This window comes from Tenacibaculum profundi (genome assembly GCF_052050075.1).
In the GTDB taxonomy this organism is placed as follows: Bacteria; Bacteroidota; Bacteroidia; order Flavobacteriales; family Flavobacteriaceae; genus Polaribacter.
In genome coordinates this window covers 363371-386228 of the sequence record NZ_CP197225.1, presented here as the reverse complement: position 1 = coordinate 386228, position 22858 = coordinate 363371, and the positions used below count along the sequence as shown (strand labels likewise).

Below are 22858 nucleotides of genomic sequence, written 5' to 3'. Positions count from 1 at the left end.
ATGTAAGGTAATTTAAGTATCGCTTTTTCTTAAAAAAATAAGGTAGTAAAAAAAACTCATTAGCGTAGGTTAAAGGCAATACTATAATTAATAGTTTTATGTCTATTCTATCATACCAACTTGTTGGTTCTTTTCCGTAATAGGGTTTTAGAATGAACACAATAAAAAAATACAACACCCAAAAAAATAAGTGTGTTATTGGTTTTACTAAAAATTTATAATTCATACTTTTTGGTTAAAATACGACTCTTAAAATTACATATAAAGGTAGTTATCCTTTTATTGACTCCAAAAAAAATGTATGAAAGTAATATTGATTAAGATGAAACGCTTTTTATAAATGTATCAACTGATGAAATGTACCATTAAAGCTTTTATACATCATCATCTCATATTTGTACACTTTGTTTTTAATTAAAGACTTATCATTCTAGTTTTAAATTTAAATTAAAGATATAGAAATATGAGTATGGAAAGAATAATAAGTTCATTAATTTTTTTTATGGTTTACAATACAACGTTTGCTCAACATACAATAGAGGGAAACGTTTTTGATGCAAAGACAAACGAGGCTATCGTTTGGGCTAACATTGTACTTTATCAAAATCAAAATGTAATTAAAGGCGTAATAACTTCTGAAGATGGAATATTTACAATTGATAACGTACTCGAAGGAGAATATAAATTAAAAGTAAGTTTTATCGGTTATAAAACTATTGAGTTACCGATTGCTATTCCAGTAAAAGATACCAATATGTTATCTATCAAATTAGAAACGGACGCCACCATATTAGAAGACGTTGTAATTCAGGCTGAGTTAACCACAGTTCAGCACAAAAGTGATCGTAAAATTATAAATATTGGTAAAGATTTATTGGCAACAGGTGCTGGAGCAGGTGAAATATTAAATCAATTACCTTCAATCACCGTTGACGAAACGAATAATATAAGTCTCCGGGGTGATCAAAATATAAAGATATTGGTAAATGGAAGAAATTCATCTCTGCCCAACGATCGGCTTTTACAACAAATACCTTCTGAAGCTATTGATAAAATAGAGATTATTAATAATCCATCAGCTAAATATCAAGCAGAAGGTCTGTCTGGTGTTATCAATATAATCACCAAAAAATCATATTTAAAAGGAGGTTATATTAATATTTCTCTTGGAGCCGGTACTGGAGATAAGCCTAGACATAATGGAAATTTAAATGCAAGTTATACCACAAATAAAGTAAAGGTATTTACGGATTATAGTTATTATAAAGGATACTACGAGCTTGACAGTACTAATGAAGAGGAACGTCAAAATCTTTCTTTTTTCACAGATTTAAATAGATTGAATACTTGGGAGTCTCCTGCTTATGTAAAAGGAGGAGTTGATTATTATATAGACTCAACTAATACAATTTCAGGATTTATAGAATTTAGTAAATTTAGATATAGCAGTCTTGATGCAAACAAAACAGAGCAACGCCTTAATTCAATACCAACTTCTCCTACATTATTAAACGTTATGACCATTGACAATGGTGGGGGACAGAATACTAATTATAATTTAAATTATAGAAAAGAATTTGATAAATCTAATCATTACTTTGAGATAGATGCTAATTTCTCTATATCACCTTTCAATTCAGATGTTGATCAAAAAACTACTGGAGATAGAATTGAAGGAACTAGGATTGAAGACTTAAAAAGTGATAGTAATATTTTAACTATGAGTGCTGATTATTACAATAGCAATGATCATAGAACTTGGGAATTTGGATTGCGTGGTGATTTCAGAGACCTAAACGAAATACAAAGAGTGGTTGTAACCAATCCAAATATTACAAATATCAATGCTGATTATTTTTATAACGATGAAATATATGCTTTATATGGTGTTTTAGATAAAAATATTGGCAAGTTTAAAGTTAAAATGGGGTTACGCGGAGAATATACAAATATTAGATTGTCTGCTAATGAAAGTATTATGAGTTATGATTACACTAATTTATTTCCTTCCTTGAGTAGCTCTTATGAAAAGAATGGGCATAATTTTTCTTTAAGTTATAGTCGCCGAATATCTAGACCTAATTTTTGGTGGATTAGCAATACTACCAATCAAATAAATCAATATTCTCAATTTAGGGGTAATCCAGATTTGAGGCCAGAATATTCGAATAAGATAGAATTTAGTTATTCTAAAGATTTTAAAGGTTTTAACTTAAACTCTTCATTATTTCTTAATGGAAAAGAAAATACAATTCGTTTTTTTAATACTATTGAAGGTAATAATAGAATAATTTCCCCACAAAATATTGGTAATAGTACCATTTATGGGTTGGAGTTATACTCTAAATTTAAATTTGCTAATTGGTGGAATGTTAATTTAAATGCAACTTATTATTTAGGAAAATATAATAATATTCAATTTTTAAATAATGAAACATTTAGTCAAGATTATAGGATTAATAATACATTTAAACCTTTTGATGACTTTAGTATTCAAGCCAATATTACTATTGCTCCGAGAAGAACTAGCCCTCAAGAAGAATTGGGGGGGATAACTTATATAAATCTGGCTTTTCGAAAAGATATTTTGAAGAAAAAGGGTAGTATAACTTTGAGAACAAATGATATTTTCAATTCAAGATTAAATAGCGCTATTGGAGACGTTAATGGATTTACTTTCAATAGAAGATTTATTTCTCCTTCTTCCAGATACTTATATTTAACGTTAAAATATAATTTTAAATTTGGTAATAATAATTTAGCGAACAAGAACCGTCAGAGAAAACGAAGAGAATACACAAAACGGAGTTAATTAAGGTTTTGTTTTAAAAAAAAGAAAGACTGATAATTGAAATCAGTCTTTCTTTTTAAATAACTATTCAAAATAAATTTAGTTTATTAAATTTTATACACTATAGCGCTAGAATTCAACAACTTAATACAGGTTGTTGTGTGTGTTTTTTATTTAAATTATAAATGAATAGAAAAATTTCACTAACTATTCAACCATTCTTTAAAGTCTGTAGTTTTTTGTCTGCTAACAACAAACTCTAAATCTCTTGAATTTAAAATCTGTAATTTTAATCGATGATTAAAGTATGGCTCTATTTTTTTTATTGCATACCTCATAACAATTTGTCCACGATTGATTCTATAAAATTCAGAAAGCTCTAAAGAATCAAACAAATTGTCTAAAGTTTCATCAATAATAAACCTTCTATTGTCAAGTGTAATCCCAAATGTAATACTTGTTTGAGAATAAATATAGGCTAATTCAGAAGTTTGTATCTGAATAAAGCTATTCCCCTCTTTCACAAGTATACCTTTTCTTCTTTTAGAAGTTTGCAACGAATTCAAAAGTTCTTTTAAAACAAGCGGTTCAATAACTTCTGGCTTAGATTTATTAAACTTATTTAAGGCATTATTCAAGTCTTCTTGTTGAATAGGCTTCAATAAATAATCGATACTATTAACTTTAAATGCACGAATGGCGTATTGATCAAAAGCAGTTGTAAAAATAATTGGAACGTTTATTTCAATTTTATGAAAAATTTCAAAACTCAAACCATCTGCTAATTGAATATCCATAAAAATTAAATCAGGGTAAGGGTTATCTTTAAACCATAAGACAGCTTCTTCAATACTATCAATTACGGATAATATTTGAAAATCAAAAGAACTATTTTTTAACAACTTATCTAATTGTCTCGCTGCACGTTGTTCATCTTCAATAATTAAAATTTCCATTGTTTATAATTTAGTTATAAAATTAAAGTAAAGGCAATTTTACGATAAAATCGTTGCCTTCATTTATAATTTCAGGTGTTTTACTTGATATTAATTTATATCTCTTTTGTATATTTTTTAGTCCTATTTTGGTAGAGGGAATTTTCGTGGATTTTAACTGAATTTTATTTCTAACTACTAAATGATCATCTTTAATGTTAATAGTGATAACAAGTGGTTTTGCCTTAGAAATAATATTATGCTTTATGGCATTTTCAATTAAAAGCTGAAGACTCATTGGAACTACTAAACAAGTCTCTTTATCTGGTGGTATATTCCATTTAATTTGCAAATTATTTCCAAACCTTTCCAGCTGTATGTAAACGTAAGCTCTTACAAATTTGAGCTCTTCCCTAATTGAAATTGTATTGGTAGCAGCAGAATCGAGAATAAAGCGATAAACATTCGATAAATTATCAACAAAATTGATTGCATATTCTTTGGATTCTTGATCTATAACATCTCTCAATGTATTTAAACTATTAAATAAAAAATGAGGCTGCGCTTGGTTTCTTAGAGTATCCAGTTGTGCTTGCACCATTATTTGTTTGACTTGCTCTTCAACTCTAATGGATTTTTTAAGCCTTATATAGTAATAAATAGCATCGTAAATAGCCATTATCATGAGTGTCGTGATTATAGTCGTTATCAATATTTTTAAGTCTAAACTGTGGGTATATTCAGTACCCAAAAGTCCAAAAATTAAAGAAAGTAAAAAACCTCCTATAAATTCAACTGAAATGATGACAATTATAAGAGAGAAAAATAAAATAGTTGTTCGTTTTATATCGTTTTTAAAGTCATTGTATTTTGTTCTTAGGAAGATTAAAATAGTCCTAATGATAATCCAATCTAAAATGGTAAAACATAAAAAAATACCCCATCTAATAAATATAATATGAAAGCTTGTTTCGTTTGATGCCTTATTGAGTAAGTAAAATAATATAATGCTAATAAAAAAAATACCTGCAAACGAAAACCAAATATCATTAAACCCTAGAGATTTTATACGTTTTTCTTTATTAAATAGAGCCATAGATTTAATTATAAAATTACTACATTATTACTTAAATAGGATATTTTTTAATAAAAAGTTAATTTAAGTTAACAAAAGTATCAAAAAACGAGTGCTATTACTTATTGATATTTACCATTACACTTATTTACGATACGAATAACGGAATTATTTGTGCACCGTGCAAATAGTGCTACGTATTACATAAGGAATAGATTTCCAAATTTATTATGGTTCAATAATTATAATCCTTAAATTACTTTTTTAGATCTGTTTATACTTTTTCTTTATATATTTTAATTGACATAAAACATAAAAAACCTATCGGACCAAACATAAGTGTTGTTATTAAAATAGGTGCCATAAGTACTGGGTGTATTTTTAAAGTATCGTTCTTTTCTACCATCCACATACCAAGAAAAAGATCAAAAGCTAAAAAATGTGTCCATCCAGCCAACACCTTTTTTTCATCTGTAAATAACTCTACTACAGATGCTAAATCTCCAAAATCCATCATTCCATTACTCAATAAAGAAGGTATAATATAAGAGGCATAAACTAAAGATAATAAAACAGGAATAAACTTAATTTCAATTAACCATCTTGTTATTTTATGGTTGGGTAGAAAAACTAGTAGTAACCACATTGGAGTTACTATTGTGCTGACGATTGAAAAAACTAATGAAGGTGTCATATGTTTTGAATTATTTATATTTATTTAAAATTACCCGGCAAATTTGAACTAAATAGTAGGTTTTCAGAAAAGAAACCTTTTGAAATGAAGTATAAGGTCTTTGAATCGTCGTATCAAAGGTTGTCTTAAGTTGTTACAGACATAAAAATGAAAAATATTTTTATGAATAACTACTGAATGAAGTTAAATACTTGACAGTATATCAGCAGCAGCTGTTAACGTTTTATCTGTTTTAGCAAAACATAAACGTAGTGTTTTGTTATCTGTTTTGTTCTTATAAAAAACAGATATAGGAATGGTAGCAACACCAAACTTTTTTATCAAATCCCTAGCGAATTCAGTATCCTTTTTAGAGCTAATCTCTTCGTAATTAATCAACTGAAAATAGGTTCCTTCAGAAGGTAAAAGCTTAAATCTACTACCTTTAAGATATTCTCTAAAAAGCAAACGCTTTCTTTCATACATTATTGCTATACCATTGAATTTAACTTCTTTTAGATATTCAGATAAAATATATTGAGAGGTACTACTAATACTAAAAACTAAAAATTGGTGAACCTTTTTGATTTCATACATTATATTTTCTGGAGCAATTAGATATCCTATTTTCCAACCTGTTATATGTAATGACTTACCAAATGATGAAATTATAACAGTTTTATCTATAAGCTTAGGTCTTGTATTTACAGAAATATGGTTATGCTTAAAAGAAATGTGTTCATAGACTTCATCACTTAATAAAATAATATCAGGGTACTTATCCAAAAGTAATTCTAAAAAGTTAAAATCTCTTTCATCCCAAATTTTACCTGTTGGATTATGGGGATTGTTTATGATAATCATCTTTGTTTTTAAAGTAATGGCACTTTCTATTTTGTTAAAATTAGGAGAGAAATCATTATTTAGGGAAATACGAACTGGCACCCCGCCAGCAACCAATACAGAAGGTTGATAGCTGTCATAAGAAGGGTCTAAAATAATAACTTCATCTCCCTGTTTTACAAGGGCATTAATTGTAGTATAAATCCCTTGTGTTGCTCCTGCTGTAATTAATAAATTCAAAGAGGCACTTACCTTTCTTTTATAATGTCTATATGTTATATCAACTATTTTATCTAATAAACTAGGTAAGCCTGTCATAGGTGTATATTGATGAATATTTTTACTAAAAGAGTTTTTGGCTATTTCTATTAAACGGGGAGCAATATCAAAATCTGGAAAACCTTGCGCTAAATTAATTGCTTTATACTGATGAGACATCTTAGAAATTACGCTGAATATACTAGTTTCTGTATTTTTCAATTTAGTCATTGGTTTTGGTTTTAAAGGTTTTAAAAAAACTTTGAAAATATCAATTATTGATGCTGGACTTTTTGATATTACTTTATCTAAACTTTTTAGTAATTGAACGAAATATTTTTTGATTTCCTATTACTTTTTAGGTATTTTGATCAAAAATTAATATTTATTTATGAAATCAAAAAGAAAAAAAACATTTTGGTGTAAAATACTTCTTAAAAAAACAACATCCCTTAGGATACTATTCATTTTCATTTACTTTTATTCTTGTAGTACTGATGAAGTAAATGATGTTAATTTAGAAAATAATACTCCCGATAAATATAGTTCAAATGTAGTGGTGGATTGGTTCAATTTAATGAAAAAGCTTACTACAGAAACATCCGGTTATACTCCACCTGTAGCTGCAAGGGCATTTGGATATACAGGTATTGCTCTGTATGAGGGAATACAACTTGGAATGATAGAAAAAAATAGTCTTTCTGATAAATTAACCGAGCTAAATATTACCATAAATTATGATAATACAAAGTTGTATAATTGGTCAAGCGTTGCCAATACTATTTTGGCAAATATGATGACTTATTTTTATAAAAATGCTACAGATGTTAACAAAAAAAGTATTTTAAAATTGAGAGAGCAGTACAATTCTATTTTTTCAATTAATACAAATAAAACTATTTTAAATCAATCCATTGCACTGGGAAATCAAGTTACCTCACAGATTATAGCATGGTCTGAAACTGATGGTGGTCTAGATTGTCAATTTTCTAATTTTACTGATGATTATAGCCCAAAACAGGGAGAGCAGTTTTGGAAACCGACAGGGCCTGATTTCTTATCAGCTTTGCAACCCTTTTGGGGTAATAACAGACCTTTCCTTAATTCTAACATACAAGATGTACAACCTTCAACACCACCAGCATATTCCACTGATGTAAATTCTATTTTTTACAAAAGAGCTTTTGCAGTTTATGAGGCGGTTAACAACGTTTCAGAAGAAGAAATAATCATTGCTGAATTCTGGTCAGATGATCCTGAAACTTCAGCGACACCACCTGGGCATTCTATTGCAATTCTAAATCAATTGATTGAAGAGAATGAATTCAATATTTATCAATCTTCAGAAGCATTTGCTATGCTTGCTATCGGAATTAACGATGCTTTTATTTCTTGTTGGAAAACAAAATACGAAACTAATTATGTTCGTCCTATTACCTATATTAATAAATATATTGATGCCGGCTGGTCACCTATTTTAATAACCCCTCCATTTCCTGAATACACCTCAGGGCACTCAGTTCAATCAGGAGTTCTTGCCCAAATTTTAGGTTCAATTTTTGGTGAAAATTATAGTTTTACAGATAAAACACATGAGCATCGTACAGATATTAACGGAACACCAAGGTATTTTGAAAATTTTATTGCAATGGCAGAAGAAGCAGCTATTTCAAGGTTGTATGGAGGTATCCATTATCAAGAAGCTATAGATAATGGCTTGGAACAAGGTTATAATATCGGAAAAAATGTGATTCAGTTATTCGAATAATAATTAATTATTTTTTCCATAAATAAAGGTTAAAACCTTTCACATACATTATAATAATCAAATAACCACTGTTTAAGAAGACAGTGGTTATTTTTCATTTCCAATTTTAATTTTATACTTATCAATTGGTTATACGGAATGTATACTAGAAAAAATCTAACTTTTTATTTCAACATAACTTATGATTTATAGTCCTATACATTACATGTAGCACAGATACCTTTGATAACCATATTAATATCTTCTGAAACAAAACCTATAGGGACTTGAATTGGAGGTATTTTATAATCTAATAGACAAATTGTCTGATTACATGAATTACATCTAAAATGTAAATGTAAATCTTTTTCTATTTGACATTTACAACCTTGTTTACATAAAGCGTATTTTACAACCCCAGTGCCATCGTCAATTTGATGTACAATTGCATTTTCTTCAAATGTTTTTATTGTTCTGTATAAAGTGGTTCTATCGGACTTATCAAAGGCTTTTTCAATATCGCCAAGTGCCACAGCTATTTTTTTACTTTCAAGTAGATTATAAATAAGCAAACGCATAGCTGTTACACGAATATTTTTTGATATAAATAACCTCTCTATCTTATTCATATTACTTAATCTTCATGGTTATTTCCAAAAGGTTTAATAATTATACCTAAACTAAATATAAATCCATCCGTAGGTGCATATATTTCAGGAAATTTAGGTTTTTCGTGTGGAGGAAGTACTAAAGGTGAAAAATTACTTTGCCTTTGATCTGTAAAATTTTCAAAATTAGCAAACAAACTACCAAACTTAAAATTACGCATTAATAATAATCCCATGGTAATAAAATCTTTAGTTTTTGTTCTATCTGATAAAAATTGACGCCCAAAATAGTATGTTTCATAACCAATGCGCCATTTTTTTGATTCATACATTAAAACACTTCCTGCGCTATGTTTTGCTGTTAATGGTTTTTGGGGATTTCCTGGAAGGTAATTCAATTGGGTATCTATAAATGCATAATTTAAGAACCACCTAAAAGATTCGTACGAAAATTTAAGGTTAGTTTCAGCACCTCTACTAGTGATTTTACCTTTAGCATTTTCAAAATTAAAAAATCCATTATTCAAATCATTTAATAAAAGTCCATTTTTAATCGATGATAAATAGAATAACTGGTTTATAGATATGGTTAATTTATCTGATATATTTTTGTTAAAATTAACATCCAGATTCACACCATAAGAATATTCAGGTTTTATCAAATTTTTATTAATACTTACAATATTTTGAAAATTAATATTTTCAGCTTCTTCTGTAAATATGTTAGGTATCTTATACCCTAACCCTCCTCCTATCCTTGAAGAAAACATTTTATTTTTATAAAGCAATGCTACCTTAGGTAATGGAAAAAAACCAAAATCATCAGTATAATCAATTCGTAATCCAGACTCTAAAATCAAATGCCTCGATAAATCGTAAATATTATTGACAAACGTTCCGTAAGTAAGGTCATTTTGATCTCTTATTAATTGAGATTTTTTATCCTCATTAAAATCTGAAGTATATAAATTTGCTCCAAAAGTCCAATGACCTCTATTAAACAATTTGTTATACGTAATTTCGGTAAACGAATTTCTTTGTTTTCCCTTAAATTGAAAATCTGGGATACTTAATTTTCGTTCAAAAAAAGAAAAACTATTTTTTATTTGAAAATAGCTCAAAGAATCTAATTGGGTCTCGTATATAAATTGACTACTTAATCTTTTTGATATATTCTCTTCCGTGTATTGATGAATTCCATTTTTTCCATTATTTATTTTATTAATATCACCACCAATTCTATTATCGTAAGTTCCATTAAGTCCAAATGAGATATTTGTTTTTTCTGAAGGGTAATAGAAAAGTTTAGGATTTAAAGAAACAGAATGTGTTTCTGGGAGGTTACTAAAGTGGTCACCTTCTGGGTCAAAAGCATTTTGATAGTGTCCTGATCCATAAACTGTAAGACCTACTTTTTCGCCTCTTTTACTATAAAATATATTTGCAGTACTTCCTTTAACTTGTGTTTGAGTAAACATTAAATCCAAAGATGGGGTAAATTCAGGTTTTTTAGAAACCATATTAACCAATCCAGCAATAGCCCCTCCTCCATATAATGTTGAGGAACTTCCTTTTATAATTTCAAATTGTTCTAAATCTAATGGGGGGATTTGCAAAATACTTAAACCACTTGAAAAACCTCCATATAAAGGAAATCCATCTCTTAATAATTGCGTATAACGTCCTTCTAAACCTTGAATACGTATATTCATGTTACCACTACTTAAAGAAGTCTGTTGCATTTGTATTCCTGTGCTTTCTCTTAACACCATAGAAATATTAGAGGGGTTCATAATGGCTTTTTCTTCTAATTCTTCAGCTCCAATAAACTCAAGTCTAGTGGGAATTCTTTTGATTGTTCTTGTACTTCTAGTGGTTTGTATTACTACAGTTTCAAGTTCGTTACTTATTTCCTCTAATTTGAAAGTTAAAAGATGATCCGTTGGAGTTTTTATCATGGTATTAATCGTTTGATAACCAATAAATGAAATGGATACATTATAATTTCCTTTGGGAATATTCATAACTTCTGTTATACCTTCAAAGTTTGTATTCGCTCCTTTTTTTAATTCTTTAAAATAAATCGTAGCTCCTATTAATGGCTCATTTACAAGGTTACTAACAACTTTTATTTTAATATTTGATTTTTGTGCATTTATAGATACACAAAATGTAATTATGAACAATATGTTCAACACGTATTTATACATTTAATTTATATTGATATTTTTAATACTAGCATAGTTTCCCATACCTAATTTAAGATATGAGAGACTACTGTTATCAACAGTAATCTATTTAATAAGTTTTCATGTAGGAAGCTTTCTTTGGAGGCTGCCAAATATTAAAAAGATTATCAAACCTATAAATTGTTTGATAAAAGATAATTAATGAAGTGATTTTTACATTAATTGGAGAGGTGTTTAAAAAAGTGCTTAGCTCTTGAAAAGTAATTGCCATTCCACAACAATTACATACGCAAGTAAAAGCGCAGCTATCATGATTTTCCTTCTTTTGAGTATTGTCTGTACCTTGCTCTATAATTACTTGAAAATCGGATAGTAATGATATATCAGAGCATTCTTTTGCAGATAAAATAAGAATGTACAAGGATAATATGATACTTAAAATTTTCATTAAAACAAATATACCAATTAATTCATGCACAGCTTGTGCAAAAAACTCTAATTATTATATTTAATTTAGTAGTAAGTGATGCCAAGTATGCATTTGTAAAAGGTTAGATAAACATACCTAAATCAATCACAAACAATTATAAAAGGATTTTTTATTTACCCTTAGAATTAAATATACGGATAAAGGAAATTAAAAAAGGGTTAAAAAAACTTTGTTATGCTAAACTAAAAATCAGTATGTTCTATTATTTAATAGAATTATAATTTGTGAAATAGGTGTTTTAGTTGTTTGTAAAAACTAAAAACGTTCTTTCAATAAAAGGGTATTTTCTAGAACTATAAAAAACTTTGAAAGAAATGTTTTCATAAACTTATTATACCGAAATTATTAGCTTTTGTTGTCATTTGCTTTTTAAATAAGGTTCTAATTGTAGTAAAGAATAAAAGCAATTGTTTATATCTGTAAGTTATATTTTGTAAACTTAAAATAAGACTATATTAATGACCAAAACTAAATTTTTATGTCAAATGTTTAGTTTGTTAATCATAACAAGAGTATTTTTTTGTTTGTTGAAGCGATTCATTACCTAAATTTAGTGTTTTCTAGACGTTTTTTTATTCTCAATTCCTATTGCCCTCATAATTGCACGATCGCCATAACGCTTCCGTATCTTATCCATAGCTTGGTAAAGGTTAATTATTTTATCGTTATGATCAAATAATTCTATTTGATGACCTCCTTCTAATAAATGACTAAATTTCACCCCTATTAAACGTACTAATAATCGTCTTTTATACAGTTTTTTATATAGTTCTTTTACTAATGGAATAATTTTATGGTCTGCTGCACTGTAAGGTATTCGACGTTGTAAAGTATACGTTTGAAAGTCAGAATAACGGATTTTGAGAGTTATACAAGCTGTTAACTTATTTTGTGTACGTAACTTGTAAATTAAGTTTTCAGTCATTACTGAAATAATACTTTCTAATTTACGAAGATCTGTTGTGTCTTTATCAAAAGTACGTTCTGTAGAAATAGATTTTCTTTCTTGGTATTGTATAACTGGACTATGGTCAATTCCGTTGGCCTTTTTCCAAATCGATATTCCTTTTTTACCCAATACGCTAGCCATCATATTGATGGGAATTTCCTGCACCATTTTTATCTTTTTCATTCCTAAATCACATAATGATTTATATGTAACATCTCCTACCATAGGAATTTTTCTAACAGATAAAGGAGCTAGAAATATTTTTTCAGTTCCTTTATCTATTTTTAATTGATTGTTTGGTTTTGCTTCTCCTGTAGCAATTTTAGACACTGTCTTATTGATAGATAAACCAAAAGAAATTGGTAGCCCTGTTTCTTTAAGAATACGTTTTTTTAATTCTAAAGTAAATTGATGACATTTAAAAAAACGATCCATACCTGTTAAATCAATATAAAACTCATCAATAGAGGTTTTTTCATACACTGGAACCATTTCTTTGATCACTTGAGTAATAGATTCTGAGTACTGTGTATAAACGGCTGTATTTCCTCTTAAAACAATAGCTTCTGGACATAATTGCTTCGCCATACGTATCGGCATTGCTGAATGGATGCCAAATAAACGGGCTTCATAGCTACAAGAGGCTACCACCCCTCTATCTGAAGTCCCTCCTACAAGTATAGGCTTCCCTACTAACCTACTATCTATTAATCTTTCGCAAGACACAAAAAACGTATCTAAATCCATATGTACTATTGAACGTTCGCTCATCATAATTTTTTAAACGTATTCTTATTAAATGAAGTTCCTTTTTTATTATGATCGATGTACCTAGGATCTTTAATGATAGGAAGATAAAGCATACTTTTCACTTCAATTGTAATGCAATCAAACTCTTCTAAAACTTTTCCATATAACCGATATATTCCCTTTCCTCTAAAAGGGTATTGCCGTATTACCTGAGGAAAATGAACAGAATCAATAAAGCAACCTTCCCTATCCAAAAAAGTTCCAAAAAACATATACTTATCATTAGATGTTCTTGTTCTTTTAGTTGTTATTAGATAACCTTCAATGGTAACAAATTTATTTTTATACTTATGTAAATTAGTTGCTTTTAAAAGAAAATAACTCTTTGTCGCTAATAATTTGAAAGGACTACAAAGTGGAAAACCTAGTAATTCTATTTGATCGAAAGCATCTTCTAAATAAGAATTAGGAAGTTCAGGTATTTTATAAGGGGTTTCTTGAATATTAAATAAACAAAAACTCTCTTTTTTTAAAGGTTTATGATTACTACTTATATGCGCTTCCCATAAAAGGGCTTGCTTACTTTTTTTTGTAAAATTAAAAGCGTTTATTTTTATGAGAATTATTATTTGTTCCATTGAGATGGAAACTCGTATCATAAAATCTTTTAAACTTTTGAATAAGCCATTTTCTGATCGTTCCTCTATAATTTTTTGGATTGCATTACTTTCTAACGAATGTAAAAACATAAAGCCTATGTAAATTTCTTTACCATAGATAACTGTTTGGCTATAGCTTTTATTTATGCAGGGAGGTTTGATAATTCCTCCATGCATTCTTGCTTCATGAATATACAACTCTGTATTATAAAACCCACCTGAATTATTGATAGTAGCCACCATATATTCTAAAGGGTAATAAGCTTTTAAAAACAAACTTTGATAGCTTTCTATAGCATAAGATGCTGAGTGCCCTTTTGCAAAAGCATATCCTGCGAAGCTTTCAATTTGTTCCCATATTTCTTTAGTTAACTGTAAACTTATCCCCTTATTTTTACAGTTTAAAAAGAAGCGATCCTTAACTTTTAAAAACTCTTTTCGAGACCTAAATTTTCCAGACATTCCTCTACGTAACATATCAGCCTCTCCTAAAGATAAACCTCCAAAATGATGCGCTACCTTAATAACATCCTCTTGATATACCATAATACCATAAGTTTCCGGCATTATACTTAGTAATGTAGGGTGTACTTCTTTTCTTCTCTCTGGATAACGAAACCGTAAAATATATTCTCGCATCATACCCGATTTAGCAACTCCTGGTCTAATAATAGAACTAGCCGCAACCAGTCCCAAATAATCGGTTACTTGTAACTTTTTTAATAGCATTCTCATCGCCGGAGATTCAACATAAAAGCAACCAATAACTTTAGCTTCTTTAAGTAAAAGTTTAATCTTTAGGTCTTTTTTTAAATAGTTAATGTTATTTATCTTAAAAGACTTTAAATCAACATTATTACGAGATACTATCTCAATTGATTCTTTAATCTTACTCAGACCTCGCTGACTTAAAATATCAAACTTATGCAATCCTACATCTTCTGAAATTACCATGTCAAATTGAGTTGTACTATAACCTTTAGGAGGGATAAAAGTAGCGGTATAATAATGGATAGGTTTATCTGAAATTAAAATACCTCCTGCATGAATACCTAAGTAATTAGGAAATCCTTCTATATAAGAAGCGTAGATAATTACCAACTTTGAAAGTTTATCCAGTTCATCATAATTGTAATTACTTGATGATAAACGGTCTATTTCTGATTTAGGGAGCCCAAATACCTTTCCTAATTCTCTAACAGCGGCCTTATATTTGAAAGTGTTATAAATGGCTAATAAAGCTGTATTTTTAAAGTTACTGAAAATAAATTGAATGATATCATCTCTATCTTTCCATGAAAAATCAATATCAAAATCTGGAGGCGTTTTTCTATATAAGTTAATAAAACGTTCAAAATACAAATCCAACTCTAAAGGATCTACATCAGTAATACGCAAAAGGTAAGCTATAATACTATTAGCACCACTGCCCCTACCAACATAAAAATAGCCTTTCGCTCGTGCATATTCTAAAATTTTCCAATTAATTAAAAAGTACGAAATAAACCCTTTTTCTTTAATAATATTTAACTCTTTTTCTATACGATTATATATTTCTTCAGAAGGTTCTTGATAACGATAAGAAATCCCAGCATAACTCATTTTTTTTAGCAACTCGTAATCATGTTCTTTACTTTTTCCGAATATTTTTTGATTTTTAGATGTTTTTCCAGAAAAATCAAACTTAATACTGCATTGATCCAATATATTTTTAGTATTTTCAATTATCTGAGGATATTTTATAAAAGCATTTTTAAGATTATCTGGGCTAAGTATTTTATCTTCCTCTGAAGCTTGTTCTAATAAAGACAATTTACTTAATAAAGTATTATTATCTATAGCACGCAGTAATCGGTGTGTATTAAACCCTTTTTTATCTTCGAAAGTAACCGTCTGTAAGACAACCACTTTATTTAGTTTGTTACTCCATTTTGAAAATTTAAATTGACTCAGCTCTTCTTTTCGTATTCCTATATATTCATTAGTATTTAAAGGAAAACTAAACTCGTTTTTAAACGGATAAATTACAATAGTGTGGGGTATTTTTTTTGCTTTTTGAGGTATTTTAAGTTTCTTGTTTTTTAGAAAATCAGACAAATAACTATTTATTTTTTCAAAGCCATTATTGTTTTTAGCTAACATTATAAACTGTTGTTGTGCACCGTTTCTAAAATCCACTCCAAGTATGGGCTTTATTTTATAACTAGTAGATAATCTGACAATATCTAAACAGGTAGAAGTATTGTTAATATCCGTAATAACAAGCTGTTCTAAATCATATTTTTTGGCCAATTCTAATAGCCGTTTTGGAGAAATAGTTCCATATCTTAAACTATAATATGTGTGGTTATTTAAAAACATATTTCAAATTTAACTACAAAAAATAGTTTTTCTTGCTTATATTTGTAGTATTATGAATCATATTGCAAAAAACATTCGTCATTTAAGGAAATTAAAAAATTACACTCAAGAACAGTTAGCTGATGAGGTTCAAATGACTCGATCTAAAATAGGTTCTTACGAAGAAGGAAGGTCCGACCCTCCTATAGAAATGCTTATTCGATTTTCTGAATACTTTTCCCTTCCCATTGATGTACTAGTAAAAAATGATTTATCCTATGCCACAGATACTTCGTTTATCGAAATAGGAAATCAACGTGTTTTATTTCCAATTTCAGTAGACTTGAATAACGAAGATTTAATAGAAGTGGTCCCTATAAAATCATCGGCTGGATATTTATTAGGTTATGATGATCCAGAATACATAGAACAACTCGAAAAAATAAAGCTCCCTTTTTTACCGACAGGAAAACATAGGGCTTTCCCTATTAAAGGAGACTCTATGCTTCCCATGAAAGACGGTTCTTATGTAATTGCTAAATACTTAGACGATATGCGTGATGTAAAAGATGGAACTTCTTATATTATTGTTACTGCTAATGATGGAATGACTTATAAAAGAGTCTATAATAAAATAGAAGAAAGAGATGCTTTATTACTAGTTCCAGATAATAAAAATTATCAATCATATCATGTACCTATTACCGAAATATTAGAATTATGGGAGTTTACTTGCAGTATTAACACACAAGAATATGATGAAAAAGATTTAAAGATTAGTAGTATTGCTTCTATGTTAAATCAATTGGGTATTGAATTAAAAGCTTTAGAAAAAATAATAATAAACTAGAATAAATGACCTTTCCCCTAAACAATGAATGATTATTTTATATAATACTAGGTTTATAATGAGTAACAAAAAGAAAATTATGAAATATTCTGTTGTTGATATAGAAACAAATGGAGGGGATAAAATAACAGAAATTAGTATTCTTGTTTTTGATGGAGAAAATATTATTGATGAATTTACATCATTAGTAAATCCTGAATGTAATATTCCTACATTCATTACTAATCTAACAGGAATAACCCAATCTATGGTATCAAATGCTCCTAAGTTTTATGAAATAGCTAAAAAAATACATGAGATTACACAAAACACTATTTTTGTGGCTCATAATGTTAATTTTGATTATAGAATTATAGGAAAAGAATTTCGTAGACTAGGGTTTCGTTTTATTCGTAAAAAATTGTGTACCGTAAGACTTTCAAGAACGTTATTGCCTAATAAAAAATCATATAGCTTAGGGAATTTATGCGCTTCAGAGGGAATTAGAGTTAATAATAGGCATAGAGCTAAAGGTGATGCTGATGCTACCGTCATTTTATTAAAAAAATTATTAATATTAGATAAAGAAAAAGATGTTATTTCTTCTTTTTTAAACCCTCGGTCTAAAGAAGCCACCCTTCCTCCAATGCTTTCCAAAACAGTATTCGATAATCTATCAGAGAAAACAGGGGTCTATTATTTTAAAAATGATGTTAATGAAATTATATATATTGGTAAAGCTAATAACATAAAGCAAAGAGTACTGAGTCATTTCTATGACAAAAAGAAAAAGGAAGTATCTATGTGTATGGTTACAGCTAATATTTCTTATACTGAAACAGGTAGCGAATTACTAGCTTTATTATTAGAGTCTTCTGAAATCAAAAAATATCACCCTAAATATAATAGAGCCCAAAGAAGAAGTATTGAGAGTATTGGATTATTTTACTACGAAGATCGATCGGGAATAATACACCTTGCGTGGAATAGACTCAAATTAGTTCCAAATCCTATTGTTAAATTTTACACAGCCAATGAAGCTCGCTATTTTGTAGAAAAGCTATGTGAAAAATTTGAGCTATGTCCTAAATTCTGCAATCTACAAACCAATGTGAGTAGTTGTTTTCATTACCAACTAAAAAAATGTAAAGGTGTTTGTAGAGATAAAGAAACCGTAAAAAACTATAATTTAAGAGTTACAAAATGTCTTGAATCAATTAAATTTAAAGAAAGTAGTTTTATAATTAAACAATCAGGATTAAAAGAAAATCAATACGGTTACGTACTCGTACTGAACGGTTTTTATATGGGGTTTGGTTATCTTCATAACGAAGAAGAAGCTTCTTTAGATGTTTATTTGAATAATATTACGCAACAAAAAGACACTAGAGATGTACAACGTATATTAAACTCGTATTTAAAGAAATATCCAGAAACCCTAATACACCTTGAAAAAACTGCTTAATACATTATGACTTTTACATAGCTTTGCGTTCATTTAACTTCAATATAAATGCTTGATGAAAATAAAGTTAAAAAATAAAAACTATTGATATTTCAAAAATATATTAATCAGTATTGAATCCATTTTACTGTTTTTTAGTTTTAATAACTAATTCTTTAATTTCACCAATACAAGCCATAAAATACGTCACTAAACGGTACGCCTTTTTAAATACCATAAAAGAGGAGATAGTTTTTATAGCTTGCACACTACGCGTATAACGATAATTATCTAAAATAGAAAAACCATTAGCCAATCAATAAGTTGTTCAGTTATAGTTCTAAAATTCCACACAAACAAGTACTTGTTTAGGTCTGTTTAAAATTTGAACGACCGTGCCTTTCATAGGATAAAATAAGAAGTAGTATTTAGATTAACAAGATGAAATATTAACTAGTAGAAATAAATATAGCCCGAATTATTGGAGTCAATATTGATGTCACAATTATAAAAGAGTTCGTTAATAATTTACACAGAGTAAATGAATTGGCAGAAAATAGTAATAGCTTTATATGGAGATTGAAAGATATATCAAATAATGTCTCAAACTTTGATCCTTTTAGTGATGAGCAGGTAATAATAAATGTTTCTGTTTAGAAAGATATTGAATCACTAAAAAGCTATATTTATAAATCATTTCATACAGAGTCTTTATAGCTAATGGAAAAACTCTTCGAAAGATTTTATGATAACGGAAAATTATTCGGATTTAGAGTGTTCGAAAAAAGCAACTTTAATCATTAAACCTGCGATTATGAATATATTGATTTCGAAATCATAAATGGAAAGTGTAAAGAAAATGACCAAAAGACGAAAATCATATATGATTTAACCAATGATCAAATGATTGTATATTTCGATGAGAATTTTCAAAATCAAGCATTGACTAACTTTCCTGATGAAAACACTTTTGAATTTACAGAAATAGTAGACAAGTTAAACAAGTTATCTGGATAGTTTCCAGGAAACAAAAATGTTTGAAAAAGTACATTTCAACTTCTTTTACTATCTTTAAATGGTTGTTAAAAAGTCTAGAATAAAAAACTACAAACAAATATTTTAAAAAAATAAACTTATTCTAATATCAAATAACCGTCTTTTATTACTTATAATTTATAAAACCTCTACTATCATTTTTGACCGTTATTGTAAGAATAAAATACTATAATTAAGTTTGCAACTATAATTTGTATAGTAAAGTATGATATTATAAACTTTTTCAAATTAGTAAAAAAAATCAACGACTAAAAAATTGCGATTTTTAAAATAAAATCAGCCTCTAAAATTTATTTTTTTCAGGCAAAGCAACAATAATAACTTGATTTTTTTAACCTCGGTAATTATACTGTTGTTTTTTCAATTAGACTGATTTGAAAAGTAGATTAAAATAAAGTTCCAAGATAGACAGAAACCTATTTTAAAACATAAAATAAACTAATAAATCAAGTTCTTTTTATCGATAAGTTTATTTTGCTTGTAAGATATCTTTATTTACTCATTTATCATAACATTGAATATTTTAAATAACCAAAAAAGAGATCAAAATAAAAAAGATATATCTAAAAAGTAATATAATCAATATGAAAAAAATAATAATTGTACTAGGAATAAGTATATTTTTTATAAAGTGTACCAATCAAGAAAAAAATATAAATACAAAAATTATGAATAATCAAAAGTTAACAATTGTAGCAAAAATTTTGGCAAAACCAGAAAAGAGAGAATTAGTAAAAAATGAACTTCTAAAATTAATCGATATTACAAGAGCTGAAAAAGGATGTATCAATTATGACTTACACCAAGATAATGAAGATGAAAACCTGTTTTTATTTTATGAAAATTGGGAAAGTAAAGAGTTATGGAAAAAGCATATGGAAAACACTCATTTAACTGAGTATATGAAAGCTACAGAAGATGCTGTAGAACAGTTTACACTGAATGAAATGACCCACATTAAGTAAAACTAATTATATATAATATGTATAAAAAACAGCTATGTAGTCAATTGGCTACATAGCTGTTTTTACATATTGATCTATAAAAAAAAATTACAATATTACCGATAACTTTTAATATCTGAGATATAAGAAATGACTGAATTAATCATAGTGATTGAGTTGAATTATATTGATTTTATTTCTATTAATTTAATCAAACAATTCTGATATAAAAGTCATGGTATATCAAAAAAAACAGGTATAAGGCTTCCTTTAATATTATTTGTTAAGATGTGATTGATAAGGTATTTTACCTCACAGAAACAATCTTTTAAAGTATAGTATTTCAACTTGATCTTTTCACCATTTTGGGTATAAAAAAACATCCAATATTTCTCCCTATTTAAGTTATATTTTGTTTTTTACGTTTTTGTATTAAATTCATCTATATAAAAAACATTCTTTACATAATATGCTCTTTGTAAATCTAAGAAATGTTTAGTTTTAATAAAAGCATACAGACATCTTTTGAATAACTTTTGATAAGCTTATTTAAAAGCTTTTAAATCAAAAAAAAGAATACTATTTTTAAATAAATAACTAAATAAAAAATCTTTCAAAAAATATATCTAAAAATATAGAATATAAGATCATTAAATTTATAATTTATTTTAATAAAAAGTATATTCGCATCCTATGTGGATGTACTTAGGATTATTAGCTGCATTGTTTTTAGGATTGCATAATTTGTGTAAAAAACATGCTGTAAGAGGAAACGATGTTTTTTTTGTTTTATTGGGAACTGTAACTACTGGTTTTTTGTTGTTAATTCCTTTATATATCGGATCAAAATACTACCCCAGTATATTAAAAACAATGAATCTTTTTATTGATGATATTTCATGGAAAAACCATGGTTTTATTTCTATTAAATCCTTAATAATGACTTGTTCTTGGGTATTGGCATATCAAGCATTAAAACACCTTCCTATAACTATAGTGACTCCAATAAGATCAGCAGGTCCGTTTTTTACATTTATAGGTGCTATTGTGATTTACAGAGAATCTCCTAATATTTTTCAATGGTTTGGCTTTTTCTTAATTATTTTATCCGTACTACTATATTCACGTATTGGAAAAAAAGAAGGTGTCGATTTTAAATCAAATAAATGGATTTTGGCTATAATTATAGCTACCTTTTTTGGGGCCTCCAGTGGATTATATGATAAATTTTTAATCCAAAAGCTTAATTTCTCTCCTCAAACATTACAGTTTTGGTTTTGTTGGTACACGATGGTCATATTGTTCATTATTGTCACAATCATAAAGCTTTCAAAAACAAGTAAAAGACAATCTTTTACTTTTAGATGGTCAATTCCTGCTGTAGGAATATTATTACAAGCTGCTGATTATTTTTATTTTAAAGCACTAGAGGATCCACATGCTATGATAATGTTGTTATCAGCCATAAAAAGAAGTCAAATTGTAATTGCTGTTGTTATAGGTGGGATCATTTTTAAAGAAAAAAATAAAAGAAAAAAGCTCGTACCTTTAACAGGTATTGTTTTTGGTGTATTTTTAATTTTATATTATAAATAAAAAAATCCTGTTTTTTAACAAAAACAAGGATTTTTTGCATAAAAATGCTTCTTTCTCTTTATCGTTAGAAACTCTTCCCAACAATATGATTTTATTGATAAATCATACTGCAATAATATGATTATCAAGGTAACTTCACAATAAGTAAAAACCCTATAAATTGCTTATGGTTTTTACCATACATCTTAAAGGGTTATATTAATTTCTTTAAAAACTTTTATCAAAAATTAATAACTAAAAAAATAAACTTAGTTTTTAAATACACTTATTTTAATTAAAAAAGGTTTTTTCCTACTCTTTCGAATGAAAAAAACCTTTAAATCGCTAATCAAAAAATTAACTTACTACTACACTTTAAATATACGATTTAGCTAAAGTTATTTTACTGAAAAAGAGGTGATTGGGGGTTTTATACAGTTAATTGGTAGTGTTTTAAAGATAAGTGGTAAAAAATAAAAAACACTTATGACTACCTAGAGCAAAAATAATTTCTTTTGGTAACAAGAGATCTTTAAATATTTATTTTTAGTAAGAGAATCTAGACCTTAGACGGGTTTTACTTACTTAATGTTTATTTAATTAAATTACCCTATTTCTTTATAAATATAAACTGATTAATACCTTATTCTATTTTTTATGAATCTCTTACCATTAAAAGCTATAATAAAATCAAACATTTAAT

The 22858-nt window shown here is 27.8% G+C and carries 16 protein-coding genes; 7 read left to right on the top strand and 9 right to left on the bottom strand.

The window, feature by feature from the left end; translation table 11 throughout:
• The first annotated feature begins 469 nt into the window (after positions 1-469).
• Positions 470-2812: a TonB-dependent receptor domain-containing protein gene (locus ACSIGE_RS01410; RefSeq protein ID WP_440881010.1), complete on the top strand. Its 2343-nt coding sequence runs from the start codon at positions 470-472 to the stop codon at positions 2810-2812.
• A 182-nt stretch (positions 2813-2994) separates the two neighbouring features.
• Here the strand turns inward: ACSIGE_RS01410 and ACSIGE_RS01405 are convergent, their stop codons facing one another.
• From ACSIGE_RS01405 to ACSIGE_RS01390, 4 genes are all read right to left on the bottom strand, one after another.
• Entirely contained in the window at positions 2995-3747 is a 753-nt protein-coding gene (locus tag ACSIGE_RS01405) for a LytR/AlgR family response regulator transcription factor (RefSeq protein ID WP_440881009.1), read from the bottom strand.
• A 22-nt stretch (positions 3748-3769) separates the two neighbouring features.
• Positions 3770-4822, bottom strand: coding sequence for a sensor histidine kinase (locus ACSIGE_RS01400; protein ID WP_440881008.1), 1053 nt, complete (start codon positions 4820-4822; stop codon positions 3770-3772).
• 253 nt (positions 4823-5075) lie between these two features.
• Positions 5076-5495 (bottom strand): ABA4-like family protein, encoded by a 420-nt coding sequence (locus ACSIGE_RS01395; protein ID WP_440881007.1) that lies wholly within the window; start codon positions 5493-5495, stop codon positions 5076-5078.
• 183 nt (positions 5496-5678) lie between these two features.
• Positions 5679-6806 (bottom strand): methionine aminotransferase, encoded by a 1128-nt coding sequence (locus ACSIGE_RS01390; protein WP_440881006.1) that lies wholly within the window; start codon positions 6804-6806, stop codon positions 5679-5681.
• A gap of 160 nt (positions 6807-6966) precedes the next feature.
• Here ACSIGE_RS01390 and ACSIGE_RS01385 point away from each other — a divergent pair, with 160 nt between their 5' ends.
• Positions 6967-8343, top strand: coding sequence for a vanadium-dependent haloperoxidase (locus ACSIGE_RS01385; RefSeq protein WP_440881005.1), 1377 nt, complete (start codon positions 6967-6969; stop codon positions 8341-8343).
• 194 nt (positions 8344-8537) lie between these two features.
• Here the strand turns inward: ACSIGE_RS01385 and ACSIGE_RS01380 are convergent, their stop codons facing one another.
• From ACSIGE_RS01380 to ACSIGE_RS01360, 5 genes are all read right to left on the bottom strand, one after another.
• Positions 8538-8951: a Fur family transcriptional regulator gene (locus tag ACSIGE_RS01380; protein WP_440881004.1), complete on the bottom strand. Its 414-nt coding sequence runs from the start codon at positions 8949-8951 to the stop codon at positions 8538-8540.
• A gap of 5 nt (positions 8952-8956) precedes the next feature.
• Positions 8957-11140: a TonB-dependent receptor gene (locus ACSIGE_RS01375; RefSeq protein WP_440881003.1), complete on the bottom strand. Its 2184-nt coding sequence runs from the start codon at positions 11138-11140 to the stop codon at positions 8957-8959.
• A gap of 88 nt (positions 11141-11228) precedes the next feature.
• A complete protein-coding gene (locus ACSIGE_RS01370) occupies positions 11229-11567 on the bottom strand; it encodes a DUF6660 family protein (protein ID WP_440881002.1) in 339 nt (112 codons plus the stop codon).
• A 592-nt stretch (positions 11568-12159) separates the two neighbouring features.
• Positions 12160-13332, bottom strand: coding sequence for a DNA polymerase IV (gene dinB / locus ACSIGE_RS01365; protein ID WP_440881001.1), 1173 nt, complete (start codon positions 13330-13332; stop codon positions 12160-12162).
• Positions 13329-16328 (bottom strand): DNA polymerase III subunit alpha, encoded by a 3000-nt coding sequence (locus ACSIGE_RS01360; RefSeq protein ID WP_440881000.1) that lies wholly within the window; start codon positions 16326-16328, stop codon positions 13329-13331. Before ACSIGE_RS01360 ends, dinB begins: the two co-directional genes overlap by 4 nt.
• Before the next feature lie 52 nt (positions 16329-16380).
• On the opposite strand from ACSIGE_RS01360, the gene ACSIGE_RS01355 reads away from it, so the two are divergent.
• The 5 genes from ACSIGE_RS01355 (at position 16381) to ACSIGE_RS01335 (ending at position 22176) form a co-directional block, all read left to right on the top strand.
• Positions 16381-17157: an XRE family transcriptional regulator gene (locus ACSIGE_RS01355; RefSeq protein ID WP_440880999.1), complete on the top strand. Its 777-nt coding sequence runs from the start codon at positions 16381-16383 to the stop codon at positions 17155-17157.
• Positions 17158-17236: 79 nt separating this feature from the next.
• Positions 17237-18601, top strand: coding sequence for an exonuclease domain-containing protein (locus ACSIGE_RS01350; protein ID WP_440880998.1), 1365 nt, complete (start codon positions 17237-17239; stop codon positions 18599-18601).
• A 441-nt stretch (positions 18602-19042) separates the two neighbouring features.
• On the top strand, positions 19043-19237 hold the full coding sequence (locus tag ACSIGE_RS01345; RefSeq protein ID WP_440882171.1) for a DUF3291 domain-containing protein: 195 nt from the start codon (positions 19043-19045) through the stop codon (positions 19235-19237).
• 983 nt (positions 19238-20220) lie between these two features.
• On the top strand, positions 20221-20601 hold the full coding sequence (locus ACSIGE_RS01340; protein ID WP_440880997.1) for a putative quinol monooxygenase: 381 nt from the start codon (positions 20221-20223) through the stop codon (positions 20599-20601).
• Between the two features lie 672 nt (positions 20602-21273).
• On the top strand, positions 21274-22176 hold the full coding sequence (locus tag ACSIGE_RS01335; protein ID WP_440880996.1) for an EamA family transporter: 903 nt from the start codon (positions 21274-21276) through the stop codon (positions 22174-22176).
• The last annotated feature ends 682 nt before the right edge of the window (positions 22177-22858 follow it).